At 41.5% G+C, this 16,983-nt stretch carries 9 protein-coding genes; all 9 read right to left on the bottom strand.

Features of this window, described 5'->3' with window-relative positions; genetic code table 11:
- Positions 1–282 precede the first annotated feature (282 nt).
- The 9 genes from QZR76_RS02865 to QZR76_RS02905 all read right to left on the bottom strand — a co-directional run bounded on the left by QZR76_RS02865 (position 283) and on the right by QZR76_RS02905 (position 16,823).
- Entirely contained in the window at positions 283–1,014 is a 732-nt protein-coding gene (locus QZR76_RS02865) for a hypothetical protein (protein WP_294140227.1), read from the bottom strand.
- Positions 1,015–1,086: 72 nt separating this feature from the next.
- Positions 1,087–5,826, bottom strand: coding sequence for an efflux RND transporter permease subunit (locus QZR76_RS02870; protein WP_294140229.1), 4,740 nt, complete (start codon positions 5,824–5,826; stop codon positions 1,087–1,089).
- A complete protein-coding gene (locus tag QZR76_RS02875) occupies positions 5,823–8,927 on the bottom strand; it encodes an efflux RND transporter permease subunit (protein WP_294140231.1) in 3,105 nt (1,034 codons plus the stop codon). Before QZR76_RS02875 ends, QZR76_RS02870 begins: the two co-directional genes overlap by 4 nt.
- 81 nt (positions 8,928–9,008) lie before the next feature.
- Positions 9,009–10,067, bottom strand: coding sequence for an efflux RND transporter periplasmic adaptor subunit (locus tag QZR76_RS02880; RefSeq protein WP_294140233.1), 1,059 nt, complete (start codon positions 10,065–10,067; stop codon positions 9,009–9,011).
- 27 nt (positions 10,068–10,094) lie between these two features.
- The gene (locus tag QZR76_RS02885) at positions 10,095–11,573 is read right to left on the bottom strand and encodes a TolC family protein (RefSeq protein ID WP_294140235.1); all 1,479 of its coding nucleotides are present in this window, start codon (positions 11,571–11,573) and stop codon (positions 10,095–10,097) included.
- Positions 11,574–11,592: 19 nt separating this feature from the next.
- Complete coding sequence (locus tag QZR76_RS02890) at positions 11,593–14,943, bottom strand: hypothetical protein (protein WP_294140237.1); 3,351 nt, start codon at positions 14,941–14,943, stop codon at positions 11,593–11,595.
- A complete protein-coding gene (locus QZR76_RS02895) occupies positions 14,940–15,236 on the bottom strand; it encodes a hypothetical protein (RefSeq protein ID WP_294140240.1) in 297 nt (98 codons plus the stop codon). Before QZR76_RS02895 ends, QZR76_RS02890 begins: the two co-directional genes overlap by 4 nt.
- A 287-nt stretch (positions 15,237–15,523) precedes the next feature.
- On the bottom strand, positions 15,524–16,240 hold the full coding sequence (recO, locus tag QZR76_RS02900; protein ID WP_294140241.1) for a DNA repair protein RecO: 717 nt from the start codon (positions 16,238–16,240) through the stop codon (positions 15,524–15,526).
- Positions 16,227–16,823, bottom strand: a complete 597-nt coding sequence (locus QZR76_RS02905; RefSeq protein ID WP_294140243.1) for a non-canonical purine NTP diphosphatase — start codon at positions 16,821–16,823, stop codon at positions 16,227–16,229. Before QZR76_RS02905 ends, recO begins: the two co-directional genes overlap by 14 nt.
- Positions 16,824–16,983: the final 160 nt, after the last annotated feature.

The raw sequence follows: 16,983 nt of genomic DNA on the forward strand, positions 1-16,983 counted from the left end.
TGTCCGAGCGTAGCGAGTCCCGGAGGACAGTGAACGAAAAGCTTTTACACGACCGACGGAAACGTCCCCGCCCCGGAGGGTTAGCCCGCAGTGATTGTAGATTTTAGATTAAAAAACAAAAAAATTGGAGATTAAAAGATTCTGTAATTTCGGATTTAAAGACAGCAAAATTTGGAATTGAAGCAGATATCAATTTACAATCTACAATTAGACAGATTCAGTGATTTTGTAATTGGGAGATTAAAAAAACAGGAGTTCGAAAATTTTTCGAACTCCTGTTTTTTATATGAATTTTTCCCGGTTCCGGGTGTTGTTTAGGCCAAAGATGATAAAGAGGGCGGAGGCCACTAACATGATTACCCGGTTGTGGGTTACCGTGTTAAAGAAGATTTCCGGATTTTTGTCCAGCGGGACATTGAACGGGTTGATAAATATGTTCCATTGACTGTTACCTAACTGTCCGTCCACGAGGTTAAGAATGAGTCCGATGATGATGATCACCACGGAGGTTCCGTTTCCGTTTTTGATGAGCGTACTTAAGGTAAAGGATAGTGTTCCGATAAAGACAGCGGGCACCATTGTTTGAAATGTCAATTTGAATATGGGAACATCCACGATTACCCACCAGGTGAGAGCGGATAACAGAAGGGTGATCAGGAAACAGATGACATAGGCGATAAGCAGGCGGAACAGCCATACTTTATAACTATAGTTCGGAATACCGAATATGATCTCTACGATTTTGGCATCCTGATCGTTTTGAATCCCGAAACACATGGGATAGAAAACGAGCAGGATACAAGGCATCATCAACATGGAATAGGCCGTTGCCTGAGTGATTTCGTCATCCCCGAAAAGTTTTACGGTGACAATGATGATGAAAAAAAACAGAGCGGCCAACATGAAATAGAGAAACTTGTTTCCAAAAATAATTTTAATGTTGTATTGGACCAGTTTTTGAATCGTTGTCCAAATCTGTATCAGAATGTGTGGTTTTGAATTGATAACGCTCATTTTATATTCCTCCTTTTAAGAGGGCTATAACTTAGTCTTCAACTCAGGTTGAAGACTAAGTATGGTCCCGTATTAAGTAATAATCTCTTCTTTGTTTTGAATCTTAACCGTTCGTAATAACCACAGGTAAGAGTCTTCTAATGCCGGAAGTATCCTTTCCGCATTTTCTGCCGGTTTTTCTTCGCTCAGACAGCGTACCCGGATGACATCTCCCTGCCGGATGTGGTGTACGATCAACAGGTCGGACGGCAATTTTGTGAAATCGCGGGCCGGAAGCTCGAAACTCCAGGTTACGTCTTTTGCTATATTGGCCATATCGCTCGGTGTCCCCAGGTATTTCAGTACTCCTTTATTGATAACGCCTACCTGGTTACAGGAACTGGCAATATCTTCGATGATGTGGGTCGAGAAAATCACGATCCGGTTCCGGGAAAGCTCCACCAACAGGTTACGGAAGCGAATTCTCTCTCTGGGGTCCAAACCTGCCGTAGGTTCGTCGACAACGAGGATTCGCGGTAAATTCAGTAGTGTTTGGGCAATACCGATTCGCTGTTTCATACCTCCGGAGAAGCCTCCGATTTTTTTGTCTTTGTTTTCATACATATGGACGGCTGAGAGTACTTCGCTAATCCGATTGAACCGGGTTCGTTTGTCGTAAATGCCCTTTAAAAGGGATTGGTACTCCAAAAATTCCCAAGCGGTCAGGTTCTCGTATGTCCCGAATTCCTGCGGTAAATAGCCGATCAGTCCTTGTAGCTCTTCCCGCTTCTTTTGGGTATCGATACCGTTGATGAAAATCTTTCCGTAACTCTGCTCGAAAATACCGCAGATGATACGCATCAGCGTGGTCTTTCCGGCTCCGTTCGGCCCTAATAGTCCGAACATTCCGGTGTGTATTTCGAGGGAGACGGAGCTTAATGCCTTAAACGGTTTCTTTTTGGCTCCGATAATCGGGGTTTGAGCTGCCATCCGGAAGATCGTTTTACGCAACATCCGGAAACGTCCGTCGATCAAGTCGATGTTTATATTTTCCTTGTTAATCTTATTGGAAAGGAAACGGGCGCCAATGGCTAAGTACCAGAATAGTCCTATAAAGACAGCACCTCCGCTATTGTCGAATTTGTTGCTTCCCCAGTTCAGGATAATTAGCGGGCCGATGTAATAGATGGCCATAACCGTGTATTCCAGAATCTTTTTTGTAAGATGCCATTCCCTGTTAATGCTCAATTCATAGAAAACTTTCATAAGACTTAAGATCATGAACCAGGAGCATAAAGCGAAGACGATGGCCCAGAAAAACAGTACCTGATAGATAAAGGTAAAATAGAATAGGAAGGCTATAGTGGGAAGCAGCCAAACTAAGGCTTGCAGGTCTTTCCAGGAATAGTAGTAATTTTTCAATCCCAGACGCTCCTTTACCTTTAGTCCTGAGGTCCACTCCCGGGTGAAACGGGAAGGTCTTCCGTATATTTTCACTAAGTTACGGATGGTAATCACTAACTCCTCGTGTGCCGGAATAATAGTGCTTTTTGCCCTGCGCAAACTGCTTTCGAGGAACCAGGTAATTCCCGGAACCAGTACGATAGAAATAATCAGGTAGAAAATACGATTCAATATTTCGGACGAGAAGAGGAAGGTGCAAGTGACACAGATAACAAATAGCGACAGTTGCAAGAGCTTCATAAAGAGGCTTTGCGTACGTAACCTTTTCAGGGCATCTTCCAATCCGGAATAGAGTGTCGGAATGATCACGAGAGTCAATAGGGTACTCATGGTCAAACCTCCGATAACGGTAATGGCAAAGGGGGCTCCCAATCCGGCTGCAGCTTCGTCTTTTCCCATGGCTAACGGGATCATGGCCACAATGGTAGTTATGGCTGTGATCAATATGGGACGCAAGCGGGAGAGTCCGGCAGTAATGATGGCCCGTTGTTTGCGGAACCCGTTTCTACGCAGCATGGAGGTGTAGTCGATCAGGATGATACTGTTGTTTACCACAATACCGATCAGGATAATAAAACCGATATACACTTGGGCATTGTTCGATACGGAATTATTGGTAAACAGTAAGAACAACAACGAACCGATAGCTGCCAACGGGATGGTGAACATCAACACGATGGGAGCGGAAAGAGACTCGAATACGGCTGCAAGGATCATATAGATAAGGACGAAGGCCGCAATGATCAGGAAGGTATAGTCTTCCGGTTGTTTTTCTTCGTGTACGACCTCTACGAAAACGCCGCTCGGGACATCTGTCCCTTGTACCAATTCGTCAATCTGTAAACGGGAAGCTTCCAGCAAATCTTTGGATTCGTTGATGTCGGATTTAAACGTGTACGTTATTTCCAGTTGTTTTTCCTGATTGATTCGGTTGACTCTTCCCTGACCCTGTTCTAACCGAATCCGGCTGAAGTTATTTAATTGTATCAGGGCTTTTTTATTGGTGGTCACATCTAAGTTACGCAGATCTTCCAAAGAGGGATATTGTTGTTTTTTTTCTTTTTCTTTGTCGTAATCGATGTCCCTGATCGTGATATCGTATTCCTGATCTTTCGTTTTGAATTTTGCATTCGATACCGGACTTTCCGGTTGAAGGCTGGTTAATTCTTGTCCTACCTCGGAAGGTTTGACTTCGTTCACCTCCATCAGGAATGGATCGAAATAAATACGGGCCTCCGGATTTCCGGGGGAGACGTTTATATAGGAATAGGATATTACATCCTCCAACTCTTTTAATTGGTAGTCGATCAGGTTGGCGTAGCTGGTCATTTTTTCGAAATCCTCTCCTTTGACGATAATCTTTTCCGTCTGATTTCCTCTTCCCATGTACTTCAACAAGTCAAGGTTCCCGAGTAGACTGCTGCCACCGCTGAAATTATTGCGGCTCTCGTTTGCATTTAAACTGATATCCGTAATATTTACTTTTTTGGCCAATTCTGAGATCTCAGCTTTGAGTTTTGGAAGATTTTTGCCGTTTATCTTTTCAAATTCATCTTTTAGTTTGATCGTTAGGCTGGCTCTTTCCTTTTCGACTCTGGAAGAAAAGGTTTTTATTTCCGGAATACTGGGCAGTTCATCTTCGAAACGCCGGATCAGTTCATCCGTTTTTTCCAACGTCGAGCCGGAAGGGGTGTTGATCTGTACGTCGAAACTGTCGTTTTGAATCTCTTTCAGAGTATTCAGGGTTAACGTGTTAGAGAGGACTACCGTGATAAAAAGAGCGACAAGGGAGAATAAAATAACCTCCGTGGGTTTTCGTAGCGCCATTTTTAAAATGGCAATGTACATTTGCACCAAACGGTTGTGTATAGAAATGTTACTGAAATTAACATTGCCTGTCTCTTTTCTTAAAAGGTAGTTAATGGCCATCGGAATAAGCAATAGAGCCACGACCAGAGAAATGATTAAAGTCGTAACAATGGAAATTCCGATATGTTCTCCGATCATTTTTATGATGTAGTCATTGGCAAACAGGAAGGGAAGAAATACGGTAATGGTGGTCACCGTAGCTGCCAGAATGGCTTTCCATACCTCGGTGGTTCCTCGTACGCAGGCTTCTTCCGTGGGCATTCCTGTGGCTTTTAGCCGATAAATATTTTCCATGACCACGATGGAATTGTCCAGTAGCATCCCGACCGCCAGAGCAAGTCCTGTAAGTGTCAGAGTATTAATCGTGATGCCGGAGAGATAGAAGAAATAAAAAGAGGAGAATACGGAGATCGGGATGGCAAAAGCCACGATACTGACAATTTTTATTTTCCGTAAAAACAGGAATAGTATTATGACCGCCAGAAATGCCCCGCTGATGGCTAAATCAATAATGGAATTGATATTTTTATTCATGACTTCGGCCACATCTGAGTCGATCTTAATGGAAATTCCCTTGGATTTGAGTTCCTCGTTCAAGCGGTCGATCTCTGTGCGGGTCCTTTTCGAGAGTTCGATAACATTAACCGTCGGGGATTTGGAAAGAATACAGGAAACCACCTCTTTTCCCTCCGTTCTGGAGTAGGACTCTTCTTCTTTTACTCCGAACCGGATTTCCGCTATGTCTTTTAGCAAAATCGGTCCTTTGGCTACAACGATATTACCGAGGTCTTCCGTGTTGAAGTATTCTGCCGTTATATTGGCAAAATAACGTTTGTTCCCGTCGTAGGTAAGACCGACAAAATTCTTTTCCGTTTGATTACTTCCAATCAGGCCACTGATGGTGGATTTGGTAATATTTAAAGCCTTGCATTTGTCCGGATCGACAATGATCTCGATGGTTTTTTGTCGTCCTCCCCTGGCTTGTGCGGAGGCCATTCCCTCCACGCTGCTCAGGTAGGGAACAATTTCCTCGTCCGTGATATTGCGGACATAATCGATATCCCCTTCCCCGAGGATCAGCAAATTCATAAATTGGTCATTGGAAGCCCCCGAGTAACTTTTACTGACGGATAGCTTAAAGGTTTCCGGAACGGTCGATTTGATGGATTTTATTTTTTGCTCCATTTGCAGGAAGGCATATTTTAAATCCACATCCTGGTTCAAAGAAACCTTAATATCAGCACCTCTCGAGTAGTATTGCGATTCGATTTTTTCAATCCCTTGCTGGGAGCGGATAGCTCCTTCCACCGGAATAACCGCATATTTTTCAACGTAATCCAGATCGAGTTCATTCTGGGCGTTGATATTCACATACAATACCGGAAGATCGGCATTGGGATATAATTCCATGGGGATGTATTTTTTCGAAAACAAACCCATGAGAACTAATCCGATGAATAACATCGATATAAGAACCCTTCTTTTTATGATCGTGTTCATTCCACTTTCTTTTTCTTATCAATAATATAATACACGCACGGGATGACAATCAGTGTCATGACGGTGGAGGTCGCCAGTCCTCCGATCACCGCAAGGGCCATCGGTGAGCGCAGGGAAGCTCCTTCCCCGAAACCGAAACACATGGGCAATAAGGCTAAAATAGTGGTGGCACTGGTCATAATAATAGGACGTATTCTGAATTGAGCCGCCATCATGATCGCTTCTTCCAACGGGTGGCCTTCGGCTTTCAGACGGTTGATAGCATCTACTAAGATGATGGAGCTGTTTACGGCTATACCTGCTAACATAATGATACCGATAAAGGCCATCATATTGAGCGTATCTCCCGTGAGCAGGAAAGCCCAGATACATCCTACTCCCGCGAGAGGAATGGTTAACAGGATGGTGAACGGGTGCCTTAATGATTCGAATTGGGCAGCCATAACCATATAAACCAGAAGAATGGATAAGAATAGAGCAAATCCCAAACCTCCGAATGACTCCTGACGCATCTCCTCCTCTCCGGTAATTTTTGCCGTGTATTTTGCCGGGAATTCCACCTCCGCTATTCGGGCTTTTACCTGAGGGGCTATGTGGCCCAATGTATGGCCTTTCTCTATCATGGCCGTTACTTTTCCGATACGGCTCTGGTTATTCCGGGTGATCTCCTTGGGAGCCGTTACGATTGATATATCGGCAATCTCATCCAATCGGTATTTTTTGTCGCTTTGACTGATTTCGATACTTCCCAGTTCGGCTAAAGAGACTTCCGGAACCTTAATGTTAATATCGATACTCTCACCTTTATTGTCGAAACTTCCGGCCTCTTTTCCCTGTAATTTATTTTTTATCTGATCGGTGACATCACTGATGTTGATCCCGTATATACCGCTTTTTATACGGTCTATTTGGATATTGACCTCAGGGGCTCCGTTTTCCATGGAGGTTTTGATGTCGTATAAGCCAGCAATACCTGTTATTTTCTGTTTGATCTCCTTACACAATTCATCAATGGTCTCCAACTCTTCACCTTTTACCTCTACGACTAAGGGAGCACCTTCCGTACCTAATATGCTTTGTAGCGTGGATTCTCCCTGCTGATAGGAAATTTCCATTCCATCCTGAAGTGGATAGGTTTCGCTGATGTTGGAAATGAAGTAGTCGGCATTCAATTTGGAATCTTTTTTCAGCTTTACCTTAATTTGAGCCTGATGTTCTCCTTCCAACTTTTCCCCGTTGGGATCGTTGATGTTTGAAGGGCCTACGATGGAGTATATCCATTCAATATCGTCTCCCCCTAAAGCTTTTATCGTTTCTTCGATACCCCCTGTTGCTGCATCCGTACTTTTAAGGCGCAATCCGGGTTCCATGGAAAGGGTAATGGTAAACTCCTTGGAATCGGCTTTCGGCATAAATTCCATTCCGATAAAGGGTAACATAAGGTAAGAGACGATCATAAGGATAAAGGCAACTAAAATGACCGTATACTTTCTTTTCAATATTCGGCCCACAAAGTTTCCGAATCCTTTGATGGAGATAGCATGACTTTTTATGTCCTGACTCTTTTTCACAAATTTGGAAGCCAACATGGGAATAAAAAGAATAGAGACAAATAGCGAGGAGAGAAGTGAAAAACTGACGGTCCAGGCTTGTTCTTTAAAAAGTTCTCCTGCAGCTCCCTGTAAATAGACGATAGGTAGAAAAACCACGATTGTTGTCAGAGTTGAAGCCGTAATGGCTCCGGCCACTTCGGAGGTTCCCGTAATAGCAGCCTGTGCCGGAGAGAGTTTGTTTTCATCCAGGTTCCGGAAAATATTTTCCATGACCACAATGGCGTTGTCCACTAACATTCCGGCTCCCAGCGCGAGTCCTCCCAATGTCATGATGTTGATGGATAGTCCATTGAAATACATTAGGTTGAATGTGGCGATAATGGAAATCGGAATGGAGACACTCACGATTAAGGTCATGTTTATACGTCTTAAGAAGACATATAGGATTATAACGGCTAATAAAATTCCCAGAAGAGCGGAGTCTTTCACTTCGTTGATGGAACTTCCGATGAAATCTCCCTGGTTACTGATGATATGGAAGTTATAAGCCGGCATGGTTTTTTGAAACTCCTGTAGTTTGGCTAAAAGATTATCGACGGCATTGACGGTATTGTATTTATTCTCTTTGAAAATACTGATGCCGAGACAACGTTCCCCATTATACCGGGCGATATTTTCCGGTTTTTGGTTCTGGATCGTAACGGTGGCTACATCTTTCAGGAAGATCGGTGCTTTGGCTTTATTGGAAGAGCTACTTGATGTTCCCGAGCTTTCTCCGCTACTACTGCCGGAGGATGTTGTTTCCTTAAAAGCAACGATGATGTTTTCAATGTCTTCGATGGTTTTGATGAGGTTAACGCCTTTTACGGTATAGGTAATATCTCCCTCTTCGATAGTTCCACCCGAAACATTGGAATTTAATCCTTCGATTTTACTGGCAATGGTATTTGCGTCCAAATTGAAAGCGGCCAACATATAGCTGTCGGTACTGATCTCTACAATGGCTGTCTCTTGTCCGTTAAGCTGGATATCGGCAATACCTTCCACCCTCACTAATTCATTGCGCATATAGTTCTCCGCTATCTTCCGGAGCTCGTTCATATCGTTGATTTCGTTATGTGTTAAGGCAATGGTCAATATGGGAGTGGCGTTGGCATCGTAGCGCGTAACATTCAGTTCATCGACTCCTTCCTGGGAAGATAGGGAAGACAGGTTTCGTTGCAGATCCAGGAAGGCGGCATCCATGTCTTGGTTCCAGGCATATTCGACGGTAATTTTGGCATTTCCGACTTTGGAAATACTGTATACGTTACTGACTCCTTCCGATCGGGCAATCTGAGATTCCGCCTTGGAGGCGAATAGTTTTTCCACTTCTTCCGGCGGCCGTTGACCGCACTTTATCTCGACATATAGGGCCGGGTTCTTTAAATCCGGAAACAAGTCCGTTCCCAATTTATTATAGGATATTGTTCCGAGCAGGCATACCGCTAAAGTAAGCATAAGTATGCTTACCGGGTATTTTACTGCAAATTTTGTAATGCTGTTCATATAGATGAATTTTAGATTTTAGATTTTAGATTACATACTGCGTCATGATCTTTGCATGCTTAAAATGCTAAACTCTAAAAATTATTTCATGATTTTTACTCTACTTCTGTTTCTCAGGTATTCATATCCTTTGGTGACAATCTTGTCCCCGGCATTCAAACCGCTTTCGACTTCAATAAACCGATCGTCGCTGATCCCGGTTCTAATCATTTTTTCTTCGGCCATATTCCGTTCCACGGTATATACGGAACTCATTCTCCGCGAGCTGATTAATTCTTTCGGGATAGCGATTACCGAGTCTTTTTGCAGGGTAATGATATCTCCTTTCGCGAACATTCCCGGACGGAGTTTTAGGTCGGGGTTATCGATGGTGATAAAACCGGAGAAGGTACGGGTCTCTTCGTTGATAGCCGGAGAGAGTTGGGTTACGTGTCCCGACAGGGTATCCGATTTGATATTGTAATTGGTAACCAAAACTTTCTGACCTACTTTGACCTTTTCGATAGTACTTTCCGGAAGTTCGATCTCCATGTACATCTTGCTGTAATCCATAATACCTAATAACACCTCATTGGAAGCAACGTCTACATTGGGCGTATAATAGGGAAGATTGACAATGACTCCTTTAAAGGGGGCTCTGATATTCAGCTTATCGAGATCCATCTTGGCTTTTTCCACTCCTAATCGGGCAGAAACCAAGCCACTTTTGGATGTTAATAGATCTTTTTCTGTAACACCTCCTTTTTCTAATAAAATTTCATTGCCCGCAACCTCTTTTTCTTTTATTTTAAGATCCATTTCTTTGGTTTCCAAAGAGACAGAAATTTCTTGATCTTTGTTTTCCAGGCGGATGATGACAGCTCCTTTTTCGACAATATCACCTAATTTATAGGGACGTCCGGTTTTGGGATTGGTTTGTAAGATATATTTTCCCGTGACTTCGGATTTGACTTCTGCCTTTTGGCTTGCCTTGGCCGTTCCGGTGGTGGTGGTCAGTTGCCGGATCGTACGTTTACCTACTTCCGATAACCATACCGGGGTGGGGTTTTCACTTCCCGAACCCATTCTCTGGTTATTGCATCCGTTTAAAGCAAAAGCTAAAAGTATAAAGCCGATGTATTTCATATTTTTATTGATCATGATTTCTATGTTTTTAAGGTTAGTAGATTATTTGAGAAGATTTACAGGCAAATAAGAAGTATTGGTTTCAAAATCCCATAAGGTGTTTATTTTTAACTCCAACAATTTTTGTTTATATTGAATAATCGTATTCGTATATGTTTCTTTTGCATTAGTTACATTCTTTTGATAGTCTTGTAAGTCCTTATTACTAACCTCTCCTGATTGATATTTTTGGTATTTGATGTCATAGAGAATTTCAGTATTTTCTAAGCTTTTTTTAGCGATAAAGATCTCTTTATACAATTGGGGAAGACTTCTGCAAATTTGACGGATTGCTATGATAATTCCTTTTCTCTCTTCAGTAAGATCAATTTCGTTGCTTTCGTTAGATAATTCCGTACTTCTAATACTCGCTTTACGGGCTCCCCAATCGAAAATAGGTATGGAAACATTGAGATTAATGTCTTGCTTATCCTGAAGGTCTTGGAAAGCTCCCGTAAAATTACTGCTGTTATTCCATAATCCGACGGTAGCGGATATCTCTCCGCTGAATTTATCTTGTGCTTTCGTTTTTATGAGCTCCAATAGACCTTTTTCAATAGCGATATTATGTTGGCGTATTTCCATTCGTTGTTCCAAGGCATATTTTATGGCTAAATTCATATCCACGTGTACGGAGTCGAATTCTGTTTGAGGAAGAACGGAGATATCTTCGTCCAAAGAGAGACCCAATAATTTTTTAAAGTTGTCTTTTGTACTCTCGTACTCAATTTGAGCATTTGCTAAACTCATTTCGGCATTGTCCAAGTTTACTTCCGCTTCTAATAAATCTACTTTGGGACGTTTATCCTGTTCAACCTGAGCTTTAGTCATTTCATAAGTAGCTTTTACTTGTTTATAGTTTTCTTGTTGGTTGAGCAAGCTTTTATAGCTTTTGTATACACTATAAAAATCGTTAGTTACAGAGGTTTCAATATTTAATTGCGTTATCGCATTGGAAATTTTAGACTCTTCAACCTGATATTCTATTTCTTTCAGCTGCATTTTCAATTCATTGTATTTGAAAATGGGTTGTGTAAGAGTAAGAGCGAGTTCATTGTAAAAAGAAGTACTGTTTCCTCCCTGCGATTGATTACTTGCATCTTGCCAATTTAAACCTTCACTTAAAGAAATACTACCACCTGTCCATATAATGGGTTGATCTATTCTTAAACTACCCTGAGAGGTCATTGTTCTGGAAGTATAGTTTTTGGATTCGTAATCGGAATAATTATTCTGTCTCCTATAACTGAAAGGGGATAGATTCAGAGTGAATTTCGATTTAAGCATAGCTTTTTGTCGGACAAGGCTTAATTCGTTTTGTTCCAATGTGATTTTGCTTTTAATTAAGGTCGGACTGTTTCTATAAGCAATTTCAAGGGCTTTTTCCAGGGTCAGGACCTGAACTTCCTGGGCGGATGCCCGTTGAGGGAACCATCCGGTTAAGCCGATTGTCAGTAGGAGTAGTGTTGTGATTTTTTTCATAAAAGTGCTGGATTATTTGTTATTTTTCTTTGTTTTGAAATACCCATCGAACAGCATCCGCGTAAATCACTTGGTTGGGATTCGATCCTTTGTCGCTTAGGATGACTTTGGCCTCTCCGGGAGAAAAATGGAAACTACCCAATGAAATCCAGTCTTGTGAATTTTTATTGGTCTCGATAGAAACCTCTTCTTCTCCGTCGTCGTGTTTTACGGTGTAATATTGCATGTTTGATTCTTCACGTCCCCATCCCCATACAACTCTCGCGTTGTAAACAAAAACTTCATAAAAACCGGGGGCCTCTATCTGGGCTACCCATTCGACTTTATTATTTCCGTTACCGGCTTTCTTATAATAGCCGCTGTTGATATAATCTCCGTAGAAATTACTTCCCACAGTGGCGGTCCAACGGGTGGGGGGCATCCAGAAGTTCAGGTTTTTATATTTATCTTCTTGCGATTTCTTAAATAGGGATTGCAGGGTGGTTTTTTGGTTGGATTCGATCAGGTAGAAATTTTTATTCTCGTTGTCTACGATGATATCCTTGGGATTGTATTCAAAAAGGGTAGCATCCGTGTTAAACATGCCGGTAGCCGTATCTTTGGTCTCCGTATCTATTTTGGAAAAATTGTATACGATATCGCTTGGAATATTTTGGGCGATATTGGTATTTATCGTGATGTCGCGAGGTCTTTCCTCGCACAGAATTTTAATCTCTTTATAGGATCTGGCCGGAATGACATAGTGTCGTAACGGTTTTTCCTGTTGCCGACCTCTTCCTCTTCTACCCCATTCTCCTTCTTCGATATTTACGGAAAGTATTCCTTCTACTTCTGTCGGGTTGTGAACTTTAAATCGAACGATGTATTTCGTGTAGTCGTCAATGACGGTTTTATCCGCGTTGATCCCTTTTACAATAAATAGCGGGGTTTGATTGATCGTATACCATTGAGGAATAAAATCCATCAGGTTGATGTTGAATTTTCTCATAAAAGAGTTATTCAATACCGTGAAATTGATCTCTTTGAATTGGTAATCTTTCATGAATTGGGTCATGAATTTATTATAATCGGCCAGAGATATCTGAGAGGTGAGGTAATTACGCAGGTAATTTCCCTTGAGTTTGAGCATCTCGTAAAATACTTCCGGAGAGAGTGAACGATCCAGAACGGCTTGTTCGAAGCTCTTTTCCTTTAAAAATGCAGATGCTTTCTGTGCGTCGTTCATACCGGAGAACCTCCTTCTCCACCTTGCCCAAGGATCGTTTTCTTCTTGTTTGAACATCGTGTTCAAAAGAATATCCATGACGGGGAAATTGTGAGAAAAGATAAAATTAGCATGATTGAAATAGAACCCGGAAAAATCAAAAGGATTCAATTTGGATGTCCTGTTCCACCCGGATGAGAATACGCTGTTTACGAACAGATTTCCCTCTTCTTCGTACTTGCTTTCATTCAAAAAACACCAAGTGATAAAATCTTTGAAAACTCTGGTTTCGACTTCCGTTTCGTCTATCGTTCCCCGGTTCGGGCCTCTTCCTCTTTGCCGTTGCATTTTTTTGGCAAGCTTAAAGTTTCCGCTGGGGAGTGTCGTTCCTCTTTCGGGGATAAAGGCAATCTCCGGTTGGATAAACTCGCTATACCCTTTCCAATTTCGAACGTAGGAGGCAAATGATACCGGAGTTTCTGTCAGGATCAGTTTTTCAAACGGATAAACCCTGTTTTTTTGGCTTTCGTATTGGTTTTTGATGTCTAAGATAATACTGCCTAAGGTATCTTTCAAATTCGTAAATTCTTTTGAAAAGTAATCATGTCCTTTAAAATGATATATTTCAAACAGAACGGAATCCACCGTGATGGATTTTTTCTCGTAATCTCCGATAGCCAAACTAACAGAGGATAACCTATGCGTGTTATGGAAGATAACCGTATCTCCGGATTGAGAGGGTGTTCCCTGAGAAAGTACCGTTTGATTGCCGGAAGGAATGACCTTCAATGAAAAATGGGCGAAATTCTTCTGAATATTATAAGGGGCTTCCGGGTTCATCGGCGGATAGGTGACCGGATACCATAAAACTTCGGGAGTCAACAGGGTAAAATCGTTTTGTACAAAGGCGTATCTCTTTCCGAACCGGAGGATGCTACTGCCGGTTTGGGTGTCGTAGTACTCCTCATCTTGTACCTCCAGATAACAAATATTTTCACTTACCTTCCCCTCGTACCGGATTTGTAAATTTAATGTTTGATAAGGAGTCAACTCCTTGTCGATGAGAAGAATTTGTTCGTCTCTTTTAAACGGGAGCTTACTGCCTTCGTGGGTAACCTCGGTCACTTGAAGGGTTGGATTCAAGTAGATCAGGACGGAATTGATTTTCCGGTGATTTCTGTTTTGAACGGTTAAGTGAGCGTCCACGAAGATCTGATTTCCTTTTTGAGAATATATTAATTCTTCCGACAGAAGATTTACTTTATCATAGGAATTATAGGCCTGGTATTTTTCGATATAACGGCTTCGTAGCGTATCGTTATGCCGGAATTGCCACAGATAGGAAAAATTTGCTCCGATACCCAATAATAGGATGATGATTCCCAAGGAGTTTAATATCATTCTCTTTTTAGGGTGATGCGGAAGACGTTTTACCAACGCAATCGTGAAAGTGAGTAAGCCTATACCTAAAAGTAGAAATGAACTTCTTTGCAACAAATAATCCGATAGAATGGGATGTCCCGAAATGTCGGAGAAAATATTAGGAAGCGTAAGGGCAAAGAAATCGAATGCCCCATGTTCGATATTCCCAAGATAAAATAGGGTTACGCCGATATAGCCTAACAAAATAACGAAAGTTACCGCCTGATTTTTCACGAAACACATGACCATGAACGAGAGCCCCAGGATAAATACGAGAGACGGGATGGACAGCGTTAGAAGATAGAAAAAGTAAGGGAATAAATTAAATGGAGATTCACTAACGTAGAGGTTGATGAAGGCAGCCAATAATAAAGCGATGATGTTTAAAGAGACAAAAACTTTAATGATTCCCCAGCTTTTTCCGATAACATAATCTGCGTTACTCATCGGACGGACGTAGATGACTTCCGCCGTATCCAGTTTTTGATCTCTTTTTAAGAAACTTCCCGCCAAGAAAATGGCAATCACCGATTGTGCAATATTGAAAATATAAATATTAACGAAAGGAAAGGAAGAAGACATGGCCACCATGTTCCATTGGTACCAGAAAAGATTGGCCTGCGTGGTTAAGTGGAAAAACGTAATTACCAATATGGAAAGGATGGCGAAAATACGAAACAACCAACTTCTTCGTAAGAGTTTGGCTTCGTAACGGGAAACGGTATGTATATTATGTAAATTCATTGTTTTTTAGTTTTGTGTTCTTCGTGAAATAATTCGCATTTGCTATTACTTCGATCCTGTTTTTTCGGCAGATCGTGTATGTAATAAACGGGGACATGCTTCAAGTCGAAAAAAATCGCGTCTTCTCTTTTTTCCGTCGTTTGTTGAAATCCCGGCTCTCCATCCGTTTTTTGAGTTCCCCCGAGAGGACTTTCCTCAAAAAACTGTATTGCTTTATCTCCTTTGGCAATGGTTTCATTGTCAAAAAGAATCTTTTCGAAAGAGCAACGTTGAAATGGAAATCGTGTGCACATAAAAATAATATTTTCAATATCATTAGATACTGAAAGGTAAGATTTCCCCGGTTCAATGTTTACATTCAAATTACTAAAAGCCCTTTTGTTACTCGAATAGATTCTATTAAGATCGTCAATTTTTATACGCATAATATAGCGATTTAATTGATTGGTTAAATTTATTTTTTGTAATTCAAAAAGTGTGTTAATAAAAAGTGAAAAATATCATTTATTGTAAGACATTTTCCCCCTTAAAAAGTTTATTTTTTAAGAAAATATTAACTAATGATGAGCAATGTCAAATCTTATGAGAAGATTTCACGAATGACTTTGATGCTTTTGATGTTGAAATTGATGTTCAGATGGAAGCCGAGGAAAAGTAGGAAAATATCTAAAATAATACTTCTGCTTTGGCGGTTTAATGGGATCTTTCCGATTTCCCTCAAGGAAGCATTACATAGATTGTAAATGGCTTGTGCCGCATGCGGGCCTGTCGAATAAGAATCGTGCTCGACCGTCGGGTAGAAATTTCCGTCGTTGAGATTGAGGATGTAACCGGGGTGATAGGTTGATGAATTGATCGTGAATCCGAGTAGAGAGGCCAGATGAAAAAGGAAGAATAAGTTAAAGTTGGCGATGTCCTGTTGTGTTGAGCTTAAATATTCGATGGAGTTTTCCAAGTATTCGTACAGGGTTTCGTTTTTTCCCTCGTTTCGTAAGGTTAGGTTTAAAATCTCACCCCATAGTAAAGCGATATTCATTTTATAGACATGAAGATAAATCGCTGTCGTGTTGCGGGCATTGACGATTGTTGTTAATTTGTGAAGGTTATTTTTTTCGTTGAAAATATACTCTATTTCAACAATCTGCATGCATTGGATGGAGTGATTGTCCCGGCGTTTAAACGTGTTGACGGGGGTGATCAACGAAAGATATCCCCGTTCCGCGGAGAAAACGGAGATTATGCGTTGATTTTCCGTATAAGGAGTGCTTTTTAATATAATGGCGTTAGTTACTTCCATGTATGTCCTCTCGGCTTTTTAGAAAGGTACAGAGTTTTTCTACGGCTCGTCCCCTATGGCTGATTTTGTTCTTATCCGAGAGGTTCATTTCGGCGAAGCTTTGAGTGAAACCTTCCGGTTGAAAAATGGGATCGTAGCCAAAGCCGCTATCTCCTATAGGCGAGGTCAGGATACAGCCGTTCACGACTCCTTCGAAAAGATACTCTTTTTGGTTTATGATTAGGGCGATAACAGTTCTGAATCGGGCTTTCCGGTTCGTTATGCCGTTCATTTGGGACAGTACTTTTTTCATGTTGGCTTCGGAGTCATGGGCCGTTCCGGCGTAGCGGGCGGAATAAACTCCGGGGGCCTGGTCGAGAGCTTCGATTTCGAGTCCTGTGTCGTCGGCAAAGCAGTCTATCCCGTATCTTTCGTGAATATAGCGGGCTTTTTGTAATGCGTTGCCTTCGAGAGTGTCCTGCTCTTCCGGGATTTCGTCAAAACATTGAATTTCTTTCAAAGAAACGAGGGTGTACAAATCCCCTAACATTTGCTTTATTTCTTCTAATTTGTGAACATTGTTGGTGGCAAAAACTAATTTCATCTTAAGGAGATTTTGGTTTTTATGCATATTGTATGCGACAAAATTAGTGAAATAGATTATCTTTGTGAAGTTAAAAATGAAAAGAAAGATAGAAATTGAAAATAAGGGTCTCGAAAATGTCCGTTGCAGAAATGTCTTTTTGAATGCTCTATATCGGTTT

It is taken from the genome of uncultured Sanguibacteroides sp., assembly GCF_900543425.1.
In the GTDB taxonomy this organism is placed as follows: domain Bacteria; phylum Bacteroidota; class Bacteroidia; order Bacteroidales; family Marinifilaceae; genus Gabonibacter.

Excerpts from the sequence above, each read along its gene's own strand:
- recO (WP_294140241.1), bottom strand. The coding sequence starts at position 16,240 with ATGGAAGTAACTAACGCCATTATATTAAAAAGCACTCCTTATACGGAA.
- QZR76_RS02880 (WP_294140233.1), bottom strand. The coding sequence starts at position 10,067 with ATGATCAATAAAAATATGAAATACATCGGCTTTATACTTTTAGCTTTT.
- QZR76_RS02890 (WP_294140237.1), bottom strand. The coding sequence starts at position 14,943 with ATGAATTTACATAATATACATACCGTTTCCCGTTACGAAGCCAAACTC.
- QZR76_RS02875 (WP_294140231.1), bottom strand. The coding sequence starts at position 8,927 with ATGAACAGCATTACAAAATTTGCAGTAAAATACCCGGTAAGCATACTT.
- QZR76_RS02895 (WP_294140240.1), bottom strand. The coding sequence starts at position 15,236 with ATGTGCACACGATTTCCATTTCAACGTTGCTCTTTCGAAAAGATTCTT.
- QZR76_RS02870 (WP_294140229.1), bottom strand. The coding sequence starts at position 5,826 with ATGAACACGATCATAAAAAGAAGGGTTCTTATATCGATGTTATTCATC.
- QZR76_RS02905 (WP_294140243.1), bottom strand. The coding sequence starts at position 16,823 with ATGAAATTAGTTTTTGCCACCAACAATGTTCACAAATTAGAAGAAATA.
- QZR76_RS02865 (WP_294140227.1), bottom strand. The coding sequence starts at position 1,014 with ATGAGCGTTATCAATTCAAAACCACACATTCTGATACAGATTTGGACA.
- QZR76_RS02885 (WP_294140235.1), bottom strand. The coding sequence starts at position 11,573 with ATGAAAAAAATCACAACACTACTCCTACTGACAATCGGCTTAACCGGA.